Annotated in this window: 21 protein-coding genes; 8 read left to right on the top strand and 13 right to left on the bottom strand. The window is 68.0% G+C overall.

All coding sequences use genetic code 11. The annotated features are described in order from the left end of the window. Position 1 precedes the first annotated feature (1 nt). Positions 2-430: an NUDIX hydrolase gene (locus ACZ6S6_RS21020; protein WP_362964368.1), complete on the top strand. Its 429-nt coding sequence runs from the start codon at positions 2-4 to the stop codon at positions 428-430. 89 nt (positions 431-519) lie between these two features. Here the strand turns inward: ACZ6S6_RS21020 and ACZ6S6_RS21015 are convergent, their stop codons facing one another. From ACZ6S6_RS21015 to ACZ6S6_RS21000, 4 genes are all read right to left on the bottom strand, one after another. Next, positions 520-2,181, bottom strand: a complete 1,662-nt coding sequence (locus ACZ6S6_RS21015) for a recombinase family protein (protein WP_362964366.1) — start codon at positions 2,179-2,181, stop codon at positions 520-522. Positions 2,182-2,626: 445 nt separating this feature from the next. Beyond that, complete coding sequence (locus ACZ6S6_RS21010) at positions 2,627-3,601, bottom strand: transporter (RefSeq protein ID WP_362964364.1); 975 nt, start codon at positions 3,599-3,601, stop codon at positions 2,627-2,629. Further along, positions 3,598-4,494: an ABC transporter ATP-binding protein gene (locus ACZ6S6_RS21005; RefSeq protein ID WP_362964362.1), complete on the bottom strand. Its 897-nt coding sequence runs from the start codon at positions 4,492-4,494 to the stop codon at positions 3,598-3,600. Before ACZ6S6_RS21005 ends, ACZ6S6_RS21010 begins: the two co-directional genes overlap by 4 nt. Continuing rightward, a complete protein-coding gene (locus ACZ6S6_RS21000) occupies positions 4,491-4,895 on the bottom strand; it encodes a GntR family transcriptional regulator (RefSeq protein ID WP_362964360.1) in 405 nt (134 codons plus the stop codon). The genes ACZ6S6_RS21005 and ACZ6S6_RS21000 overlap by 4 nt, the downstream gene beginning before the upstream one ends. A gap of 1,127 nt (positions 4,896-6,022) precedes the next feature. On the opposite strand from ACZ6S6_RS21000, the gene pstS reads away from it, so the two are divergent. The 4 genes from pstS (at position 6,023) to pstB (ending at position 10,182) form a co-directional block, all read left to right on the top strand. Then, positions 6,023-7,159: a phosphate ABC transporter substrate-binding protein PstS gene (pstS, locus tag ACZ6S6_RS20995; protein WP_362964358.1), complete on the top strand. Its 1,137-nt coding sequence runs from the start codon at positions 6,023-6,025 to the stop codon at positions 7,157-7,159. 150 nt (positions 7,160-7,309) lie between these two features. Then, positions 7,310-8,302, top strand: coding sequence for a phosphate ABC transporter permease subunit PstC (gene pstC / locus ACZ6S6_RS20990; protein WP_362964356.1), 993 nt, complete (start codon positions 7,310-7,312; stop codon positions 8,300-8,302). Further along, entirely contained in the window at positions 8,299-9,381 is a 1,083-nt protein-coding gene (pstA, locus tag ACZ6S6_RS20985) for a phosphate ABC transporter permease PstA (RefSeq protein WP_362964354.1), read from the top strand. The genes pstC and pstA overlap by 4 nt, the downstream gene beginning before the upstream one ends. Positions 9,382-9,405: 24 nt before the next feature. Beyond that, positions 9,406-10,182: a phosphate ABC transporter ATP-binding protein PstB gene (gene pstB / locus ACZ6S6_RS20980; RefSeq protein WP_362964352.1), complete on the top strand. Its 777-nt coding sequence runs from the start codon at positions 9,406-9,408 to the stop codon at positions 10,180-10,182. A gap of 150 nt (positions 10,183-10,332) precedes the next feature. On the opposite strand, the gene ACZ6S6_RS20975 is transcribed toward pstB, so the two are convergent. Together ACZ6S6_RS20975 and ACZ6S6_RS20970 are read right to left on the bottom strand one after the other, a co-directional pair. After that, on the bottom strand, positions 10,333-11,331 hold the full coding sequence (locus tag ACZ6S6_RS20975; protein WP_362964350.1) for an inorganic phosphate transporter: 999 nt from the start codon (positions 11,329-11,331) through the stop codon (positions 10,333-10,335). 5 nt (positions 11,332-11,336) lie between these two features. After that, on the bottom strand, positions 11,337-11,957 hold the full coding sequence (locus ACZ6S6_RS20970; RefSeq protein ID WP_024493297.1) for a DUF47 domain-containing protein: 621 nt from the start codon (positions 11,955-11,957) through the stop codon (positions 11,337-11,339). A gap of 200 nt (positions 11,958-12,157) precedes the next feature. Between ACZ6S6_RS20970 and ACZ6S6_RS20965 the strand changes: the two genes are divergently transcribed. Continuing rightward, entirely contained in the window at positions 12,158-12,553 is a 396-nt protein-coding gene (locus ACZ6S6_RS20965; RefSeq protein ID WP_362964348.1) for a metal-sensitive transcriptional regulator, read from the top strand. Positions 12,554-12,685: 132 nt separating this feature from the next. On the opposite strand, the gene ACZ6S6_RS20960 is transcribed toward ACZ6S6_RS20965, so the two are convergent. Then, positions 12,686-12,880, bottom strand: a complete 195-nt coding sequence (locus ACZ6S6_RS20960) for a hypothetical protein (RefSeq protein WP_469706547.1) — start codon at positions 12,878-12,880, stop codon at positions 12,686-12,688. A gap of 192 nt (positions 12,881-13,072) precedes the next feature. Continuing rightward, entirely contained in the window at positions 13,073-14,014 is a 942-nt protein-coding gene (locus tag ACZ6S6_RS20955; protein WP_469706545.1) for an SCO4651 family lipoprotein, read from the bottom strand. 132 nt (positions 14,015-14,146) lie between these two features. Between ACZ6S6_RS20955 and ACZ6S6_RS20950 the strand changes: the two genes are divergently transcribed. Continuing rightward, positions 14,147-14,332, top strand: a complete 186-nt coding sequence (locus ACZ6S6_RS20950; RefSeq protein ID WP_362964342.1) for a hypothetical protein — start codon at positions 14,147-14,149, stop codon at positions 14,330-14,332. A gap of 54 nt (positions 14,333-14,386) precedes the next feature. Next, on the top strand, positions 14,387-15,979 hold the full coding sequence (locus ACZ6S6_RS20945; RefSeq protein ID WP_362964340.1) for an FAD-binding oxidoreductase: 1,593 nt from the start codon (positions 14,387-14,389) through the stop codon (positions 15,977-15,979). A gap of 222 nt (positions 15,980-16,201) precedes the next feature. On the opposite strand, the gene ACZ6S6_RS20940 is transcribed toward ACZ6S6_RS20945, so the two are convergent. The 5 genes from ACZ6S6_RS20940 to ACZ6S6_RS20920 all read right to left on the bottom strand — a co-directional run bounded on the left by ACZ6S6_RS20940 (position 16,202) and on the right by ACZ6S6_RS20920 (position 21,067). Then, the gene (locus tag ACZ6S6_RS20940; RefSeq protein WP_362964338.1) at positions 16,202-16,936 is read right to left on the bottom strand and encodes a phosphatase PAP2 family protein; all 735 of its coding nucleotides are present in this window, start codon (positions 16,934-16,936) and stop codon (positions 16,202-16,204) included. 269 nt (positions 16,937-17,205) lie between these two features. Further along, positions 17,206-18,198: a C40 family peptidase gene (locus tag ACZ6S6_RS20935; protein WP_469706738.1), complete on the bottom strand. Its 993-nt coding sequence runs from the start codon at positions 18,196-18,198 to the stop codon at positions 17,206-17,208. A gap of 96 nt (positions 18,199-18,294) precedes the next feature. After that, positions 18,295-18,852, bottom strand: coding sequence for a hypothetical protein (locus tag ACZ6S6_RS20930; protein ID WP_469706737.1), 558 nt, complete (start codon positions 18,850-18,852; stop codon positions 18,295-18,297). Then, a complete protein-coding gene (locus ACZ6S6_RS20925; RefSeq protein ID WP_469706544.1) occupies positions 18,852-20,660 on the bottom strand; it encodes an alpha/beta hydrolase in 1,809 nt (602 codons plus the stop codon). The genes ACZ6S6_RS20930 and ACZ6S6_RS20925 overlap by 1 nt, the downstream gene beginning before the upstream one ends. Continuing rightward, positions 20,657-21,067, bottom strand: coding sequence for a hypothetical protein (locus ACZ6S6_RS20920; protein WP_469706543.1), 411 nt, complete (start codon positions 21,065-21,067; stop codon positions 20,657-20,659). The genes ACZ6S6_RS20925 and ACZ6S6_RS20920 overlap by 4 nt, the downstream gene beginning before the upstream one ends. Positions 21,068-21,274 lie beyond the last annotated feature (207 nt).

Genomic DNA, 21,274 nt, shown 5'->3' with positions numbered 1-21,274 from the left:
CGTGGACGGCCAGACGGTGATTCTCGCGGCGGGCTGTGTGCTGTGGCGACGCTCCCCCTTTACCGGAGGGATCGAACTGGCCCTGGTCCATCGACCCAAATGGGCGGACTGGTCCTACCCGAAAGGCAAGCTCGAGCGCGGGGAGACGTTCGCGGATGCGGCGATCCGTGAGGTGCGCGAAGAGACCGGCATGACGTGCGCCCTGGGCTCCGCCCTACCCACAGTCCGGTACCTGGCGCAGGGCCGCCCCAAGGAGGTGCGGTACTGGTCGGCCGAGGCCACAGACGGAGCGTTCGTACCCAGCAGGGAGGTTGACCGGATGGCCTGGTTGCCTCCCACAGCCGCGCGGGGACGCCTCACCCACGAGAGGGACAAGAAGCTCGTCGAGGTCGCTCTCGGCGCCCTTCGCGCGGCTGGTGAGCAGCCGTGACGACACGACAGGCAGAACGAGGACGGGCCCGCACCAGGTTCTCCACAGAGACGAAGTCTCGAGTCTCTCCTTGGCCTTGACTCTGATCCTTATGAGTTGCTCTCGGCTTTCCGCCATCCCACCTTGAGCAGGGTCGGATCGAACGGTGCCTTATCACTGACACCCTGGGGCACAGGCAGCACGACGATCGACGTGAAGACTTGCCCGATGACCTCTCGTCGTTCCGACAAGTCCATGTCTCCCCACTTCGCCTGGCTCCAGTCTCGAAGGAGATTCCGCCTGCTCTCCGACTTCAGGTGATCGCACTCCTCCTGCTCCAGCGCCTCGATAGTGCGCGCCAGGCGCCTGAGGATGTCATGCACGTCACCCCACTCCACCTCCCCCGTCGCGACCGAGTCCTTGATGTCCGTCCGCTGCTTACGGAGGCCGGCGAGCTTGGCCTTCCCCCGCCAGGGGGCCACCTCGGCTGTGGTACCGGCGAAGTGCTTGTCCAAGTACGCGAGCGCAAGACCTTCCAGGTAGCTGTCCACGGGAGCAACCCGACGACCGACGCCCTTGCAATTGGGGTCACCGCACCGGTAGTAGTCGCCGTATTTCGCGTTCTTCCCCGTGGCCTTGTTCCCACTCAGCTTCGAGTAGCAGATCTCGTCAAAGTCGTTGAGGCGCCCACATCGGAGATAGCCAGAGAACTGGTACCCGCGAGTTCGCATTGCCTCTGCGGGCTGCTGGGCTGTTTCGTTCTTCTTCATGCCCCGGTGAAGACGGTTCGCCTGAACCCCGGCCATGATGGACTTCCACATCTCATAGGTGCATCCGTCGGATTCCCGAGCATGGTCCCACTCGCCGACGACGGGCTCACCGGACTCGGCGTTCATCAAGATCTCGCCTTTCAGTACCCGGCCGCCCCACCAAGCCGGGTTCGTGACGAGGACCTTGACGCCCTGTTCCGTCCAGGCGCCGCCCCTGGCCGTCGTGATCCGCCGCCTGTTCATCTCTCCCGTGATGCTTCGCCAGGATCGACCGGCGTACCGCAGCTTGACCATATGAGTCAGGTGCGGCCACTCCTCTTGGTTCCGGTGCTTGTTGCCGACCCGATAGGGATCCTTGGATGCTCCGAGCCAGCCGAAGCGGCGCGGCGCACCGTACGTTTTCCCTTCCTCCGCTCTGTCGGCGGCGTTCCGCGCGGTCCGCTTGCGAATCTTCCTGACCTCGGCCTCGTTCGTGCTTGAGGTGACCAGGCCGGAGATCGTGGTCCGGTCGTCGTTGACCAGATCCAGGAGGTCGGTGTCCTCGATGAAGACACCTTCTCCAACCAGGACCAGCGCGTCCTGGAAGGCGACGAAGTCACGAGGCAGGCGGTAGACGCGCTCCCTCTCCACAGCGACGCACCCGCGTACCGGGATCCCCGACTCATGCTCCCGCCCGTGCGTGATGTCGGCGCACATCTGCCGGAAGGCCGGCCGCAAGACCTCGCGCTTGGCAGCGGTCAGGTTGTTGTCCTCGTAGTGCAGGACGACCGCGCACCCGTACGCCTCGACGTTTTTGGTGTTGTTCTTGTGCTGGCGCCCGACACCGATGGCATCACCGTTGAGGCGGTCTGCGGAGATCCGGGCGTAGGAAATCACGGGAGTACGGCCGCCGAGCCACTCTTCGAGCGCACCGCCCTTGTCCAACCACGCCTGAAGCATCGGGGCAACGTACGACCGGGAGAACGTCCTCGACGGACGCGCGGGGTTCCGGGTGTCGATCACCCAACAAACTTAATGCACCGTGATCAGTGATGTTACGACAACTGGACCTTCCCCAAGAGGACCCCGAAGATCGGTCACCCGGCGGGAGCCCGCGTCGGGACGTCTGGCGACGATGTTCTGCAAGCGGGTCGCCAGGAGATCAAGAGGGCTGGGGAGGAGCTGGAGGAGATCCGGCTCGCCGAGCGGGAAATCATCGAGGTCCTGGTGGAGGAGGCCGCCCGGCTCCTGGGAGGGGAGGTTCTCACCCAGCTCCGCGACCAGGACCTGCGCACCGAGGGATTCGGAGCCGCGGCCTGACGGGGCGAGGTCGGCTCTGGGCAGGGACCGACGGAACAGTCACTACCGGTGGAATTGATCTTGAATGGTGAAAGGACTCCGGCGACCGTGAGAGGCAGCAGATCTCGGTTGCCTCTCACGATCATTCCTGGAGTAGCACTGGCGCCTGTCAGGTCAGCCGGCGGCGGATCCACCAGGCACAGAACCCAGTCAGGGCGAGGGCGAGGCCAAGGTAGAGCCCGGTCTCGACCAATTGAAGGGTCCAGAAATTGCCGGCGGGCTGGTATGAGACCTGCTGCCGGTACCCGGCCTTGGTGAGGTTGGCGGCACAGTCCGACATGGAGGAGCAGTCGGTGAGCGACTCGGGCACGGCGGACTTTTGTCCGGAGGCGTTGACTGTCTGTTCGGACAGGATCCAGGCGCCCGGCTGGCCGAAGTCCACCTCACGCACGGCGTCGATGCCGATGTTCACCGGCTTGGCCTGGGTGAACGACAGGGTGGCATCTACGGACGGGGCCAAGTGTGGCCGGACCCACAGGGGCATGGCGATCTGGACAGCGGCGTACGTGGCGAGGGTGACAGCCATCGCGGGCACAGTGCGACGGATAAGCACACCAAGAGTGACGCCGAGGATGAAAGCGAAGGCGGCATAGCCGATCGGGACGGTGCCGCGCCCGCCGAAGACCAGGGGGTCGATGCGTGGGTAGAAGGGATCCGCGCCGGTGCCGCCACTTTTGACGGCCTGGTCGATCGGACCGCTCCACCAGGTCACCGCGAGGGAGGCCAGAGCGGCAGCGGCCATCGTGGCCACCCCGGTGAGTACAAGTTTGGTGGCGAGCCAGCGGGTACGGGTGATGCTCTGGTTCCACGCCAGGCGGTACGTGCCGGTCTCAAGCTCACGGGTGATCAGCGGTGCGCCCCAGAACATGCCGATGACGGCCGGTACGAGCAGGACGACCGCAAGGCCGAGGTAGTAGACGGTCTGGTCGGCGCTGGTGATCCGGCCGAACAGGCCATTCCCGGCACTGGCGTAGAGGTCGGCCAGCTGTGGACCGGTGATCGCGAGGAGCGCTGCGAGGAAGGCCAGGGCGGCGTACACGACCGTGGCTTGGGTACGGAACTGTCGCCAGGTCAGCCAGATCATCGCAGTACCTCAAGGCAGGGTCGGGAGTCGCGGAATGCGTCCGCGGGGCGGGCCATATAGGCCAGGACGATGTCCTCCAGCCCGAGCGGGGTCACGGTCCAGGACGGATCGTGGACTGCGGTGTCGGTGCGCACCAGGAGTGTGGTCTGCCGGTCGGTGTGGCTCGCGGAGATGACGTGCTGGCCCGCCGGAAGCGCGGCGGGATCACGGCGCGGACCGGTGAGCCGGTGGTGCGAGGCGACCAGATCGTCGATGTCGCCCGCCACCAGCACCTGCGAGTCGACCAGGACGATGACGTAGTCACAGGTCCGCTCCACGTCGGAGACCAGGTGGGAGGAGAGCACGACGCTCATCTCGTGCTCAGCGACCGCCTCCATCAGATCCTGCATGAACTCCCGCCGGGCGAGCGGGTCGAGAGCGGCGACCGGCTCGTCCAGGATGAGTAATTCGGGCCGCTTGGCGATACCCAGAGTGAGTGCGAGCTGCGCGCGCTGGCCACCGGAAAGGTTCCCGGCCCGCTGCTTGGGGTCCAGGCCGAGCCGACGGATCCGGTCTCGCGCCACGGCGTTGTCCCAGTTCCGGTTGAGGCGCCGGCCGAAGGCGAGGTGGTCGGCGACGCTCAGGGACGCGTAGGTCGGGGTGTCCTGGGCGACGAAGCCGACCTTGGCCAGTTGGTCCACGTCCTCGGCGGGACGGCCGCCGCACACCTCGATGGTGCCGGCGGTCGGGGTGAGCATGCCGGAGGCCAGATTCAGCAGGGTGGACTTACCGGCCCCGTTGGGGCCGACCAGGCCCACCACCCGGCCGACGGGAACGTCCAGGTCACAGTTCTGCAGCGCCCAGCGCTGTTTGTACTTCTTGCCCAGTGATTGGGCCCGCAAGACGGCGCTCACGCTACGTCCTCTCCGGCTGCGTTGTGGAAGGTGTCGACGAACAGCGCCTCGATGCTCTCCTCGTCAAGCCCGGCCAGACGAGCCTTGGTCAGCCAGCGCTGCAGGTCCTTACGGAGCGGGCCGTGCGCGGCGAGCGAGGCATCGGCCAGCGTCCGGGTCACGAACGTCCCGACGCCGGGGCGGGCAGCTACAAGGCCGTCGTGTTCCAGCTCGCGGTACGCCTTGAGCACCGTGTTCGGGTTGACGGCCGTCTGCTTCGCAACATCCTTGACCGTCGGCAGGCGGTCCCCCTCCTTCAGCAGACCCAGGCGCAGCGCGTGCCGCACCTGCTGGACCAGCTGCTGGTATGGGGACAGGCCGGACCGGACGTTCAGGTGGAACTCAATCACCGGTTCCTCCATTTAGCTAGTTACCTAGCACTATAGCCCTCTGTGCTGACTATCCGGCAAGACGCACACCGCGACACCGGCTGCCTCGGTGCCGCGGGGATCCGCTGTGCAAGGCTGGCGCTCGTCAGGAGCTGCTCGAGTGTCGAGAAGCGATCGGATGACGGCAGCCGCAGCGAGCTTCCGACGAACCCAGACGTTCGGGGGCTTCACGACGGCGCGGATCCGATCAGAACCAATGACGGCTGATGACGGGATTTGCTGACAGACACGGTCCGCCGGCACCACAGGAACGGCGAACAGCATGGCCAATCCGGTCCACGAACGGGTGGCGACAAACCAGTAGTCGACCGGCCGTCGGAACCTCGTCCGGGCCGAGGCCTGGATCAAGGTCCCGGTCACGTTCGAGGAAGAGCCCGGCACCTCCAGCCGCCCCCAGCCGCTCCAACGCCCGAAGTTCGACGGACCTCACCACTCGCCACCCCCGCACCGGGGAGCTGCTGTCCACCGTGAAGTTCGTGGTGCGGACCCTCGCCGCCGGCGACACCCAGCGCGGCCTCCAGCGCGAGCTGATCCACAACCGACTGCGGGCCTCTGAGGCCACAGGCAACAAGGGCAGGCGCCGCCCGGCCGCCAAGGACGAGAAGACCATGGCCGCCGTGCGCGCTGCGTACCTGGGCGGCAATTCCATCGCCGGCCTCGGCCATCCCGGCGCGGCGCAAAGCCCGCCGCGAGTACGAGAACCGCGTCAACGCCCTCGGCGCTCACACCGGGCGCCGAGAAGACCCGTCAAGATCAAGTACTGGCGGCTTTTGGGCTTGCCTCGGCGCTACTCCCACGGGTTGCGCACAGACTCCCGCACCGGCCCGCACCAAGCCACGCTCGGGCCCGACCCTGCGCACCCCGGTCCGAGGGACCCCACCGCCCGGAACCAGGCCGCCCGACACGGTTCACCCTCCGTTCACCCACCCCCGCAAACCGCTTCACCTGCTCTGCCTAATTTCGGCAGTACACGGTGCGCGGCGAACCACCGCATCACCCGGGAAACCCCGCACCGGCCAAGACTTCCGCACCACCCATCACCTCGCACGCCGTCGTAGAACGAAAACAACCTCGGCGGCTCCTGGAAGGAACACCCGAAAGTGAAGCTTCAGCGCAAGAACCGGCTTCGTGCCACCGCGCTCGGTGCCCTCGCCGTCTCCGGCGCCCTGGTCCTCACGGCGTGCGGTTCGGACAACAACAGCGGCGGCGACACCGGCGGGAGCGGCAGCAAGACCAAGGCCGCCTCGAACGTCAAGTGCGACGGCGCCAAGGGCCAGCTGCGCGCCTCCGGCTCCAGCGCCCAGAAGAACGCCATGGACCTGTGGGTCAAGGACTACATGGCCGCCTGCTCCGGCGTGGAGATCAACTACAACTCTTCCTCGTCCGGCGAGGGCATCGTCGCCTTCAACCAGGGCACCGTCGGCTTCGCCGGCTCCGACTCGGCGCTGAAGCCCGAAGAGGTCGCCGACTCGAAGAAGATCTGCAAGACCGGCCAGGGCATCAACCTCCCGATGGTCGGCGGCCCCATCGCGGTCGGCTTCCACCTCGAAGGTGTCGACAGCCTGACGCTGGACGCCCCGACGCTCGCCAAGATCTTCGACACCAAGATCAAGAAGTGGAACGACGAGGCGATCACCAAGCTCAACCCCGGCGCCAAGCTCCCGGACAAGCCGATCCAGCCCTTCCACCGCTCCGAGGACTCCGGCACCACCCAGAACCTGGGCAAGTACCTCGCCGCCACCGCCCCGGGCGACTGGAAGTACGAGGCCGAGAAGAAGTGGCCGGCCCCCGGTGGCCAGGCCGCGTCCGGCTCCTCCGGTGTCGCCTCCCAGGTGAAGGCGGTCGACGGTTCGATCGGTTACTTCGAGCTCTCCTACGCCTCGTCGCAGAAGATCGCCACCGTCGACATCGAAACCGGCGGCGCCACCCCGGTCAAGGCCTCCTCGGAGAACGCCTCCAAGGCCATCGCCGCCGCCAAGGTCAAGGGCACCGGCAAGGACCTGGCGCTCGACCTCGACTACACCACCAAGGCCGAGGGCGCCTACCCGCTGGTCCTGGTGACGTACGAGGTCGTCTGCGACACCGGCAACAAGGCCGACACCCTCGACACCGTCAAGTCCTTCCTGGGCTACACCGCCTCCGCCGAGGGCCAGCAGCTCCTCACCGAGGCCGGGTACGCCCCGATCCCCGAGGCGATCAACACCAAGGTCCGCGAGACGGTCGCCTCCCTCTCGTAACCGAACCGCACCACAGGTACCAACGCAGACGCAGACGCAACAGGCGGGCCGGTCCGGTACACCCCTCCGGACCGGCCGGCCCCCACCACCCCCATCCGGTGCACCGCCGCCAGGGGAGCCCTCCGCTCCCCCACACAGACCGGAAAGACCATGGCTTCCACCACACAGACAGAGACACCACCGGCCCGGCCGGGCGGGCGCACCCGCCCCGGGCCGACCGGTCGCCTCGGCGACAAGATATTCCTGGGCCTGTCACAGGGCTCCGGCATCCTGCTGCTCGTGCTCATGGCGTCGATCGCCGTGTTCCTCAGCTACCGCGCCGGCATCGCCATCTCGAAGGACGAAGGCAACTTCTTCACCACCTTCGACTGGAACCCGGCCGGCAGCCCCCCCGTCTTCGGCATCGCGGTCCTGCTCTTCGGGACCGTCGTCAGCTCGATCATCGCGATGGTCATCGCGGTTCCGATCGCTGTCGGCATCGCCCTCTTCATCTCGCACTACGCGCCGCGCAGACTGGCCGCCCCGATCGCGTACGTCGTCGATCTCCTCGCCGCGGTGCCCAGCATCGTCTACGGCATCTGGGGCGCGCTCGTCCTCGTGCCGTATCTCGAAGGCCTCAACCTCTGGCTCGACCAGTTCTTCGGCTGGACGTACATCTTCGAGAAGACCGAGGTCGGCGTCGCCCGCTCGCTCTTCACCGTCGGCATCCTGCTCGCGATCATGATCCTGCCGATCGTGACAAGCGTCAGCCGCGAGGTCTTCCTCCAGGTCCCGAAGATGAACGAGGAAGCAGCGCTCGCGCTCGGCGCCACCCGCTGGGAGGTCATCCGCCTCTCGGTGCTGCCGTTCGGCCGCTCCGGCGTGATCTCCGCCTCGATGCTGGGCCTGGGCCGCGCGCTCGGCGAGACGATGGCCGTCGCCACGGTCCTGTCGCCGAGCTTCCTCATCTCGCTGCATGTGCTCAACCCGGGCGGCGGGACGTTCGCCCAGAACATCGCCGCGAAGTTCGGCGAGGCCGACGCGTTCGGGCGCGACGCCCTGATCGCCTCCGGCCTGGTCCTCTTCGTCCTCACCCTGCTGGTCAACGGCGCCGCGCGGCTCATCATCGCCCGCCGCAAGGAGTACTCGGGGGCCAACGCATGAGCCACACTTCCACCAGCGTCCAGGACCGCCCGACGCCCACACCGCCCGCACCGGGCAACAGCCTCAGCAGCCGTACGCTCCCCCGCCTGGCCCCGCTCGGCTTCGCCGCCCTGTCGGTCGCCCTCGGCGTCGGCACCGGTGCGGCCGCCGGCTGGCACAGCCGCGTCCAGTGGGGCCTGGTCTCCGCGCTGCTCTTCCTGGTGATCTCGTACGTCGCGACCAGCGTCGTGGAGAACCGGCGGCAGGCCAAGGACCGCCTCGCCACCAGCCTGGTGTGGGTGTGCTTCCTGATCGCCATCGTCCCGCTGGCCTCCCTCCTGTGGACGACCGTCAGCCGCGGCTCGGGCCGCCTGGACCTCTACTTCCTGACCCACTCGATGGCCGGCGTGCTGGGGTCCGAGGACAGCGGCGGTGTCTACCACGCGCTGATCGGCACGCTGGAACAGGTCGGCATCGCCACGGTGATCTCCGCCCCGCTCGGCCTGCTCACCGCGGTCTACCTGGTGGAGTACGGCAGGGGCTCGCTCGCCAAGGCCGTCACCTTCTTCGTCGACGTGATGACCGGCATCCCGTCCATCGTGGCCGGCCTGTTCATCCTCTCGATCATGCTGATCGCGGGTCTCGAACCCTCCGGGCTGATGGGCGCGCTGGCCCTGACGATCCTGATGATCCCGGTCGTGGTCCGCTCCACCGAGGAGATGCTGAAGCTCGTACCGAACGAGCTCCGCGAGGCCTCCCTCGCCCTCGGCATCCCGAAGTGGCGGACCATCCTGAAGGTGGTCCTGCCGACCGCGATCGGCGGCATCGCCACCGGCGTCATGCTCGCCATCGCGCGCATCGCCGGAGAGACCGCACCGATCATCCTGCTGGTCTTCGGCAGCCAGCTGATCAACCCGAACCCCTTCGAAGGCGCCCAGTCCTCACTGCCGTTCTACATCTACGAGCAGTACAAGATCGGCGAGACCGCGTCGTACGACCGCGCCTGGGCCGCCGCCCTGGTCCTGATCGCCTTCGTCATGATCCTCAACCTGGTGGCCCGCGGCATAGCCCGCTGGAAGGCGCCGAAGACCGGCCGCTGAGGCCGACGGAAAGCAGTGATTCAGATGGCCAAGCGCATAGACATCAGTGGCCTGTCGGCCTACTACGGTGCCCACAAGGCGATCGACGACATCTCCATGACCGTGGAACCCCGCTCCGTGACCGCCTTCATCGGCCCGTCCGGCTGCGGCAAGTCCACCTTCCTGCGCACCCTGAACCGGATGCACGAGGTCACCCCCGGCGGCCGCGTCGAGGGCAAGGTGCTGCTGGACGACGAGGACCTGTACGGCTCCGGCGTCGACCCGGTCACCGTGCGCCGGACGGTCGGCATGGTCTTCCAGCGCCCGAACCCGTTCCCGACCATGTCGATCTTCGACAACGTCGCGGCGGGCCTGCGGCTGAACGGCACGTACCGCAAGAACGCCCTGAACGACGTCGTGGAGAAGTCGCTGCGCGGCGCGAACCTCTGGAACGAGGTCAAGGACCGGCTGAACAAGCCCGGCTCCGGCCTCTCCGGCGGCCAGCAGCAGCGGCTGTGCATCGCCCGCGCGATCGCGGTCGAGCCGGACGTGCTGCTGATGGACGAGCCGTGCTCCGCCCTCGACCCGATCTCCACCCTCGCCATCGAGGACCTGATCGGCGAGCTGAAGGAACGCTTCACGATCGTCATCGTGACGCACAACATGCAGCAGGCGGCCCGCGTCTCGGACCGCACGGCGTTCTTCAACCTCGCGGCGGTCGGTATGCCCGGCAAGCTCGTGGAGATAGACGAGACGGAACGTATCTTCTCCAACCCGTCGGTCCAGGCGACGGAGGACTACATCTCCGGCCGCTTCGGCTGAGCCGGAACCTCTCCCACAGACGGCCTTGGGGTGCTGCATGGCGGTGCCACCACAAGGCGAAGGGTCCGCCCCGCTCTCCATGAGAGAGCGGGGCGGACCCACATCAAGCCCGTGGTGCCCGGGTCGGCGTCAGCCGAACCCAGGTCGGCGTCAGCCGAACAGCAGCACGACGATCCCGTAGCTCGCCGCGGCGACCAGCGCCGCGGCCGGCATCGTGATGAACCACCCCAGGATGATGTTCTTCGCGACACCCCACCGCACCGCGTTCACCCGCTTCGTGGCGCCCACACCCATGATCGCCGAGGTGATGACATGCGTCGTCGAGATCGGCGCGTGGAACAGGAACGCCGAGCCGAACATGATCGACGCCCCCGTCGTCTCCGCGGCGAAACCCTGCGGCGGGTCCAGCTCGATGATCTTGCGGCCGAGCGTCCGCATGATGCGCCAGCCGCCCGCGTACGTACCCAGCGACAGCATCAGCGCGCAGACGAGCTTCACCCAGACCGGGATCGGGTCGCTGTACTTCTCGTGGCCGGAGATGACCAGGGCCATCACCACGATGCCCATCGTCTTCTGCGCGTCCTGCAGACCGTGACCGAGCGCCATGCCCGCGGCCGAGACCGTCTGCGCGATCCGGAAACCGCGCTTGGCCTTGTGCGGGTTGGACTTCCGGAACATCCACATGATGGCGACCATCACCAGATAGCCGACCACCAGGCCGATCACCGGCGAGATGAACATCGGGATGACGACCTTGTCGAGCACCCCGCTCCAGTGCACCAGCGTCCCGCCCGCGAGCGCGGCGCCGACCATGCCGCCGAACAGGGCATGGGAGGACGACGACGGCAGGCCGAAGTACCAGGTGACCAGGTTCCAGATGATCGCGCCGACCAGCGCGGCGAAGAGGATTCCCATCCCCTTGTCGCCCTCGGGCGTCGCGATGAGGCCCTCACTGACGGTCTTGGCGACCCCGCTGCCGAGGAACGCGCCGGCGAGGTTCATCACCGCCGCCATGGCCAGTGCCGCACGCGGGGTGAGCGCCCGGGTGGAGACCGAGGTGGCGATGGCGTTCGCCGAGTCGTGGAAGCCGTTCGTATACGTGAAACCGAGCGCGACGCCGATGGTCACGACCAGTACAAAGGTGTCCACGTGGTTCAGGACTCCTTGACCGCGATGGTCTCCACCGTGTTCGCGACGTGCTCGAATGCGTCGGCAGCCTCTTCCAGGACGTCCACGATCTGCTTCAGCTTCAGCACCTCCATGGCGTCGTACTTGCCGTTGAAGAGCTGGGCGAGCAGCTTGCGGTGGATCTGGTCGGCCTGGTTCTCAAGGCGGTTGACCTCGATCCAGTACTCGGTGAGGTTGTCCATGGTCCGCAGATTCGGCATGGCCGCGGCGGTGAGTTCCGCCGCCCGTGCCAGAACCTCGACCTGCTGCTCGACACCCTTGGGGAGCTCATCGACCTGGTACAGCACGACGAGGTCGACTGCCTCCTCCATGAAGTCCATGATGTCGTCGAGCGACGACGCGAGATTGTAAATGTCCTCGCGGTCGAACGGCGTAATGAAGGAGGAGTTCAGCTGGTGGAAGATCGCGTGGGTGGCGTCATCCCCCGCGTGCTCCGCTGCCCGCATACGCTCCGCGATCTCGACTCGGGAGGCAGAATCCGCCCCGAGCAGTTCCATCAGGAGTTTCGAGCCCGTGACGATGTTGTCCGCAGACGCGGAGAACATGTCGTAGAAGCTCGTCTCCCTGGGGGTCAGACGAAAGCGCACGTGGGGTCCTCGGGGTGCTTTGGATTCGGTCAGGCTGATGCTAGGCGCATCATCCGGCCACGGCTAACCGGCATTCTTCAGTGTCGCGCATCAGGCAGAGTGATCAGCACGGGGCCCCGGTCACGTTTCAGCTGAATTCGTTAAGATATACCCACCAGGGGTATATAAACGGCAGGGTAAAGGGAAAACGGGAGGCAGTAATGACCACCACCGAGGCCGCCGGGGCGGCCCAGTCGCCGGACGCCGCGGACGTCACGACCCCGGCGGACGCCACGGCTCCCGCGGACGCGATCGTCACCGATCACGACCGGGGCATACACGGCTACCACCACCAGAAGGCGGAGCACCTCAAGCGCCTGCGGCGCATCGAGGGCCAGATCCGCGGCCTGCAGCGCATGGTCGACGAGGACGTCTACTGCATCGACATACTCACCCAGGTATCGGCTTCCACCAAGGCACTCCAGTCCTTCGCACTCCAGCTGCTGGAGGAGCATCTGCGCCACTGCGTCGCCGATGCGGCGGTCAAGGGCGGCGAGGAGATCGACGCGAAGGTCGAGGAGGCCACCAAGGCCATCGCCCGGCTGCTGCGTACCTGAGACACGGCACTCGCCGTACTTGAGACACCGGCACTCGCCGTACCCGAGACACGGCCTCGCTGCCGCGCCGGCCGGGCCGGCGTCGGCCCTGCCAGGCCCGTCACCCCGCCCCCGTCACCGCCGTCACCCCCGTCACCCCCGGTGCTCTCCCTGCCGGGGGACGGTGGTGCGTTCGGTGATCACCTTGACGTCGAGCACCTCGTCGATGCGGTCCGGGCTGAGCCGTTCCCCGATCGCCGCCGACGCCGCGATCATCAGCTCCCCGCACAGCTCGATCTCGGCGAGCGCCACATGGTCCGATACGGTCCGTGCGCTGAGCGTCACCACGTCACTCACCTCTCACTGCCGTCGCCGACTTCCTAGGGTAGGGAGCGCACCACGCACCGCGCATGGCACGGACGGACCATTTCGCCTCAGCCAGATGCCTAGGGTCTGCCCGCCCCTGATCCGCCGGACAGCCCCCGAGGCCCGCCCTCCCGGTCACGCCGGGCTCGCGGGGACCCGAACCGTCCGGGGCGGTCACGGCTGCCGCCCCTGCTCGATCTCACCGGTCTCGATCTCACCAGTCTCGATCTCACCGGTGTAGATGTCGCGCCCGTCCGGGATCGGTACGGAGACCGCCACCCCGAACCCGTACAGCAACGTCGTCGACACCACCTCAACCGCGGGCCCCTCGTTGGCGAAGCTGAACCGGTGGCGCACCTTGCGCAGCCGCCCCTGCTCGTCCAGATAGGCGTCGAACGGCACCGTCTGCGTGCGGAACCCCTCCGCCGCCGCCGTCAGCGCACCCCGCGAGGGGGCCGATGCCTGCCGCGCGGCCCGCGCGATGTCCGTGGTGCCCCGGTAGTGCCGCACCGTCACCCCGGCCAGATCGGTCTCGCCCACATACGTCACCGCGCGCGCCCCGCGCAGCAGCTCCGCCGCCGCCATCGGATCGGTCACCCCACCGGTCACCAGGTTGCCGTCCGCCAGTGCCGTCGTGTCGATCCTGACCCACTTGTCCTTGGGCACCCCGGCGCCGCGGTTCAGCATGTAGAGCGCGCCGGGGGTCAGCAGTTCCGTGATGGGCAGGTGCTCCTCCTCGCCCGCGGCGTCCTGCGGCAGTACGACCCTGAGCCGGCCGGACCGGGTACGGAAGTCGTACGTCCCCTTGCCCCTGATCGTCACCCTGGTACCGCCCGCAGCCGTCTCCATCGACGTACTCACCTTGGCGGTTGCGGCCACGGACCGGTTCTCCGTGCGCGAGTTCCCCGCGGGGGACGCGCCGCCGGTCCCCGTCCCGGCGAGCACCACCGCCGCCCGCCGCACCGCTTCGACGGCCCCGGCGCCGGCCCGGTCGTCAGCCGCGGCCCGGTCCCCGCCACCGCCCGAGCAACCGGCGGCCGCCGCCATCACGCCCATCGCGGCGAGGGCACACACAGCGCGCGCCCCGCCTCCGGATCTGTGCTGCCGCACCACCATCGCCTGCCAACCCCCAACGCCGTGCCGCTTACCGAGCCCCCCACCCGTTCCGGATAACGACCGCCCCTGTCCCCCGTAACGCCGCCCGCCCACCCCTCACCGCCGGACGGCCCCGCCCAGTACCGTGGACGCGTGTATGACCAACACACCGCCGAGGTTCCACCGGCCGCCCCACCGGCCCGGTCCGCCCACGAACCCACCACCGTCGAACGCGGCTCGTTCTGCACCGCCCGATGCGGCTGCGGCTGGTCCGGACCGGCCCGCCGATCCCGCGACCGGGCCCGCGCCGACGCCGACGCGCACCGCGCGGCCCCCTGACCGGGGCCGCCCACCATGCCCCACGAGGACCCGTCCCCCCACCCCGGAGGTCCGATGACCCTGCCGAACCGGCGCACCGTCCTGACCGCGGGCGCCGCAGCCGTACTCACCGGAGCCACCGCCGCCGCCTGCGACGACACCGGATCCGGCACCCCCACCGGCGGCTCGACCCCGGCCGCACCGACGGCCACCGGCACGTCCGCCGCCCCGACGACGACCGCACCCTCCGGCCCGGCGGACTGGCCCGCGCTGGCCAAGAGCCTCGACGGATCCCTCGTACGCCCCGACGACGCGGCCTACCGGACCGCCCGTCAGCTCTACAACACCCGGTACGACGGCCAGAAGCCGGCCGCCGTCGCCTACGTCAGGCACGAGGCCGACATCCGCGAGTGCCTGGCCTTCGCCCGGCGCAGCTCCACACCCGTCGCCATCCGCAGCGGCGGCCACTCCTACGGCGGCTGGTCGAGCGGCAACGGCAGGCTCGTCATTGACGTCTCGTCACTCTCCCGCGTCGACGGGAACGGCACGATCGGCGCGGGGGCCCGCCTCCTCGACGTCTACCAGGGCCTCGCCGCGCACGGCGTGACCATCCCCGGCGGCTCCTGCCCCACGGTCGCCATCTCCGGCCTCACCCTCGGCGGCGGCCACGGCGTCGCAGCCCGCGCATACGGCCTCACCTGTGACAGCCTCACCGCCGCGACGATCATCACCGCCGACGGCAAGACCCTCACCGCAGACGCCAAACACCACTCGGACCTCTTCTGGGCGCTGCGCGGCGCCGGCAACGGCAACTTCGGCGTCGTCACCGAACTCCGCTTCCGCACCCGCCCCGCCCCGCGGACCGTCACCGCGTACATGTCCTGGCCGTGGTCGCGGGCCCGGTCCGTCATCACGGCCTGGCAGGAGTGGGGCCCGGACCAGCCGGACGAGATCTGGTCCTCCGCCCACCTCGCGGCGGGCCCCGGCGGCGGCAACCCGACCGTGACCGTCGCGGCGTTCAGCCTCGGCACGTACGGCGATCTGCAGAACGCCGTCGACCGCCTCGCCGACCGGATCGGCGCCCCGGCCTCCTCCGTCTCGCTGCGCCGCCGCAGCTACCAGGAGGCGATGCTCGTGTACGCGGGCTGCTCGGGCATCACCGACGCCCAGTGCCACCTGCCGGGCACCACACCCGGCCGCACCTCGCAGGGCACCCTCCAGCGCGAGACGTACGCGGCCGCATCCGACTTCTACGACCACTCGCTGCCCCCGGCCGGCGTCCAGGCCCTCCTCGACCGGACGGAGGCCTTCACCCGGCTCGACGCGACGCAGGGCGGCGGGGGTTCGATCGCGCTCACCGCGCTGGGCGGGGCCATCAACCGGGTCGACCCGCAGGCCACGGCGTTCGTCCACCGGAGTTCGCGGATGCTCGCCCAGTACATCGGCGCCTGGCGCCCCGGCACCTCGGGCAGCACCCAACAGAACTGGCTGAAAGACACCCATTCCGCGCTACGCCGTTACGCCTCCGGAGCGGCGTACCAGAACTACGCGGACCCGGCGCTGACCGACTGGCGGAACGCCTACTACGGCACGGCGGCCGCCCGTCTGGGCGACGTGAAGAAGGCGTACGACCCGGACGGCTTCTTCACGTTCCCGCAGTCGCTCTGAGCGCTGGGCGGCCAGTGCGAACAGCCGCCAAGCGCCCGCGGTCACCTGAGCCCTCCGGTGGCGCAGGCACCTGAGCCCTCCGGGGGCTGAGCCCTCCGGGGGCTGAACCCTCCGGGGGCTGAACCCTCCGGGGGCTGAACCCTCCGGGGGCTGAACCCTCCGGGGGCTGAGCCCTCCGGGGGCTGCGTGGTCAAGCACCTGAGCCCTCAAGCGTCTGAACCCTTACGCCGCGAGTCCTTTCTCACTGTCCCCGCCGCCGCCCGATCCGGGCCGCGGCTCGGGAATCCCGAGGGCCTCGCCCCGGCTCCCGGCCTCTGCCGCCGACAGCGGCCGGCGCGACCGCACGAGCCGGCCCAGCCGGGGAGACCGTGAGACGGCACCCACCAGGGGCGTCAGCAGCATCATCGCGAGCGGCGCGAGCAGCAGCGCGGCGGCCGTGCCGAGGGCGAAACCGCCGATGACGTCGGTCGGGTAGTGAACGCCCATATAGATCCGGCAGAAACCCTCCAGCAGCGCGAGCCCGATCGCCGCGATGCCGAACTTGCGGTTCGCCACGAAGAGTCCGACGCCGAGGGCCATCGCCATCGTGGCGTGGTCGCTCACGAAGGAGAAGTCGTTCTTCCCGTCCACCAGGACGTCCAGCCCCTGGTGGTCCTTGAACGGCCGCGGCCGTTCGACGAATCCACGGATCGGGATGTTGATGAGCAGTGCGATCCCCGCGGCGAGCGGCGCCCAGACGATTCCGGAGACAGCCGTCACCGAATCCTCGGAGGTGCCGCGCCTGCGGACACTCCACCAGCACCACAGGACCACCAGGACCATGCCGAGCATGATCCCGTACTCGCCGATGAACTCCATGACCCGGTCGAACCAGGTGGGAGCGGACTTGGCGAGCCCGTTGATGTCGTAGAGCAGGCTGACGTCGGGGTTCGACCCATCCAGTGCGAGTCCAGCCATCTGCCGCGGCCCCTTGCCTTGTCTGCTGTTGGTACTGCGGCACACACCCATGTGCACCGCTTTGACGAACCCCCGTGTTCGCTTCGATCACGTACGTGGGACGACGCTCGGTCAGTGGCTGCGGCCCCGGTCCAACCAGAGAACGACGCGTCCCGTGCGTACGTTCCACTCTCCACCGAATGATCACCATGACGTTATCGAAGAGTGACTCATCGTCGCAGCTCAGGGCCCAGGCTTCACAGAGAGTTCCGGCCACCGCCGCCCACCGGTCAGGCCGCCGGCTGCGTGGTCGGAAGAGCGGCGGCACCGTCCTTGGTGACGCGTGTCGCACCGAAGTAGTCGGGCGAGTCGATCTTGTCGAACCTGATGACGGCACCAGTGTACGGAGCGTTGATCATGTACCCGCCGCCGACGTACAGGCCGACGTGATGGATGGCCCGTGAGTTGGTCAGGTCGTCGGAGAAGAACACCAGGTCACCGGGGAGCAGCTCGTCGCGCGAGGGGTGCGGCCCGGCGTTGTACTGGTCGTTCGCCACCCGCGGCAGCTCGATGTCCACCGTCCGGTACGCGGCCTGCGTCAGCCCCGAACAGTCGAACCGCCCGCCCTGCTCGGCCGTGCCGTTGCCGCCCCACAGGTACTTCGTGCCGAGCTTCTTCTGCGCGAAGTAGATCGCGCCCGCGGCCTGCTGCGAGGGCTGCACGCGGCCCACGGGCTTGGCGAAGCTCTTCTCCAGGGAGCGGATGATCTTGACGTAGTTCTCCGTCTCCGCGATGTGCGGGACCCCGCCCGACTTGATCACCCGGTACGCACCGGCGTTGTAGGCGGCCAGCATGTTGTCCGTCGCGTCACCCGGCACCTTCTTTACGTACCCGGCCAGTTCGCAGTCGTACGACGCGGCGGAGGGAATCGCGTCGGCGGGATCCCAGACGTCCCGGTTGCCGTCGTTGTTCCCGTCGATCCCGTGCCCGGCCCAGGTCCCGGGGATGAACTGCGCGATGCCCTGCGCGGCGGCCGGACTCTCGGCGTGCGGGTCCCAGCCGCTCTCCTGGTACAGCTGGGCGGCCAGGAGGGCGGGGTTGATGGCGGGACAGAGGTTGCCCCACTTCTCCACCAGCGGCTGATACTTGGCCGGCACGGCGCCCTTGGCCAGCCCAACAGCCCCACCGCCGCCGCCCCCGAGGCCGGCTGCGGCGGAGTACGTACCGACGACGAGCAACGCCACGAAGCACATGGCGGCCCCGACGCCGATCCCACCCACCATCCAGAATTTTCGCACCCCTCAACCATCCCCCATCCGGGACGGGTTCATGGGTGGTTTCGACGGTGTGTACGAGTCATTGGGGTCACTGATGGCCCCTCAGGACGCTCCGGCGGACCAGAAGTCGGAGTGGACGTTGGGGCGGGGAATGACTTCAGCATCCGCGTAGCTCGGTCCGTTCGGCTCAGCCATGGGCTCAGCAACCTCTGACTCTCGGACACACGGGCTGTCGACCTCGAAAAAGACCTGCCCCTTGCCCCCAACGATCAGGCTAACCCCGAAGCCATCCCTCGTCTGCGCAAAGATTGCTGGCACATCAACATCCTTATTGACGGCCTTGATCCTGTAGTCACTCTTTCTCCAGAACCGATCAACCAGACCCAAGAAGCTTCCGCGACGCTCAGCGGAGATAGTGGTCATGATCACCCTTCTGCGGGTGACATCGCAACTCCCAGTGGTGGTCGGACCATGCGTCCACTGGACTTCTGGGCGAATCTCTTCCAGAACGTCATCAAGTAGCCCGTCAGCGCGCTCAGCAGCTTCCTGCATATCCATGCCGCCCCTTTCACCATCACCCATTTTCCCAACATCGCTGACACACGAAGAGATTAACGCACACGACGCCAGCGCGATAACCACACTGGCGAGACCACGCATCATCGATACTCCTCGGTCTTCAACTTACCCGGCCGCCCCGCTGCCACAAGGGCAATATTGTTCGCGGACACCGCATCTCTATTTGGATCGAAATAGTGAGAGTGTGCATCAATCGAAAAACCTTCGGCACTTACCAACTTGGGCCCGTCGTCCACTTGGAAACGCCGAGCACCGAAAGCTCTACTTGCTGGGTCTTTACCGAACCAAAGATCATCATCTCCCCGATCCGCCGCCTCACCGAGAAGGTGTGCACCAAGAGGGCCAGCGGCAGCCCAGCCGACGGCGCCGATGGCAGCCTGCTGCTTCGATGGAAGTTTGGTCACGATGTCGTTCTCTGCTGCACCGACGAATACGTGGTCCTTGCCCACTCCAAGGTCCTCAGCGTGGTCAACGCCCACCCCCGGACTTCCGACCAGAACAATGTCATCTACTCCTGGAATACCACCCCCATGCTGCGTCGCTGCCCCAACCGTTCGTGAACCGTACGAATGCCCGATCGCCGTCATATGGGGGTTCTCGTTCTCATTCGTGACAGAAACACCAGCCATGAAGTGATTGAAAGAGACTCCGCCTCTTTCGGCCCGCTCATCACCCATCACGTCGAGACTGTTAAACCCATCTGGTGACTGCGGCGCGTCGTAACCAAGCCACACAATTGCCGCACTCGATGGATCGTAATATCGAGCACCAATCGCCGTATCACGCGCCCGCTTTAGGTCACTATCCGCAAACTCCTTGTCAAGGGAAGTATTCAACCCTGGAACGTACGTAGCGACATTCCTAGCCGTATCTGGATTGCCAAACGAAACAATCGCGCGACCATTCCCTTCATCTCCAATGCCAAGCAAATACATGGGCGGCTCCCCAGGCCTATGGCCTGCCAGGAGTTGCCGGTCAATCTCCCGCAGCCCCGCCAACTGCGTCTCCGCCCTCGCATCGCCCCGCCCCTCCAGCTTGCCGATCAGCAGTTGGAGGTTGTCGCGGTTCGCCGCGTCGCGGACCAGGGCCGGGATGCCGTCCAGGTTGCCGATCTGGTCCGGGTACACCACGAGGTACTCCTCGCGCTGTTCGTCCGTCAGGCCCGCCCACCACGCCCGGCGCGCCGCCGGACTCGCGTCGAGCGGGATGCCCGCCTTCAGGTAGCCGCGCGCCGCGTCCCGTACCGATGCGGCGTCGCGCGCCGCGTCCGTCCACGTCCGGTCCGGGACCTTCAGGCCCTCCTCGGCCTTCAGCTTTCGCAGGATTCCGGCGAACCGCCAGTCGATCTCGGCCGCCGTCCGCACGGCCTTCGTCACCCGGTCCGCGATGTCCTGCGCCTTGGCCGCGTTCGGGTTCGGGGCCACCAGCCCCGACGGCGGCAGCAGTCCCGGCGCCGCCCCCACCGACGCCGTGCCGCCCGCCAACGGCTTCCCGTCGATCAGGCCCTCCCCGGCCGCCGGGTAGGTCACCGAGCCGTCCGCGTGCACGGTGAACCTCAGCGCCTCCGCCTCGTCCAACGCGTCCCGCAACACCCGTTGCTGGGCCCTCATCTCGTGGGCGAGGCTGTTCAGGGCCGTACGGACCAGGCCGCATTCCGTGTACACGTACTGCAGGTTCCGGCCCAGCTGCCGCAGCCTGCCCACCGCAGCGTCCGCCGCCGCGCCCTGCTGGGTCTCGCGCAAGCCGTTCAGCAGTTGCTTCTCGATCCGGTCGCGTCCGGCGTCGGCGCGGTTGCTCGCCTTCCCCCAGCCGTCGGCCGCGCCCTCCAGCTCGGCGCACTTCAGGTCCCGTAACTGGCCCCAGGTCAGCGGGGCGGCCTGCGGCGTCAACGTTCGACTCCGTGCGTGCGACTCGCCACGGCGGAGAAGGACGACCTCACGGTCTCGTTCGTCTCGCCCTGGGCCCGTGCGACGGCCCGCAGGTTCCCGGCCAGGGACCCGCACTCCCGGCGCGCGGACTCGAAGCGCCGCTCCCACGACTCCCGTACGGCCCCCAGCTCCGCAAGCGCGCTCAGCCCCGCCGTACCGGCGAGCAGGCCCTCGTGCGCCACCTCCAGCTCCGTCCTCACCGGCCCGAGGTGCACGGCCATCCCCTCCGCGCCACCGGCGGCCCGCACCCACACCCCGTCGCTGTGCCTCAGCTCGTCCCCGCCGCCACCCCCACCGGCCCCCAGGTCGCTCAGCCTCTGCCGCCCCCCGGGCTGCCCCACAACGGCCACACCGCTCACCCCGCTCACCCCGCTCCTTGATCTTGGAGCGGCACTGTGCCAAACCGGGCAACCGCGACACGCCGCACGCCCAGCGTCAGGGGACGGGCAGTCCCTCTGTTCCCCTGGCCCCCCAACGGAGCGCCATCCTCCATGGATCACCCGAACGGTGGACCGCAGCACCGCGCCCTACGCGCCCTACGCGCCGTACGGTCCGGGTCCCGGAAGTCCGTGCCG

The organism is Streptomyces sp. NPDC048671 (assembly GCF_055587045.1).
The sequence above is the reverse complement of the archived record's forward strand: the minus strand, read 5'-3'. Positions and strand labels throughout refer to the sequence as shown.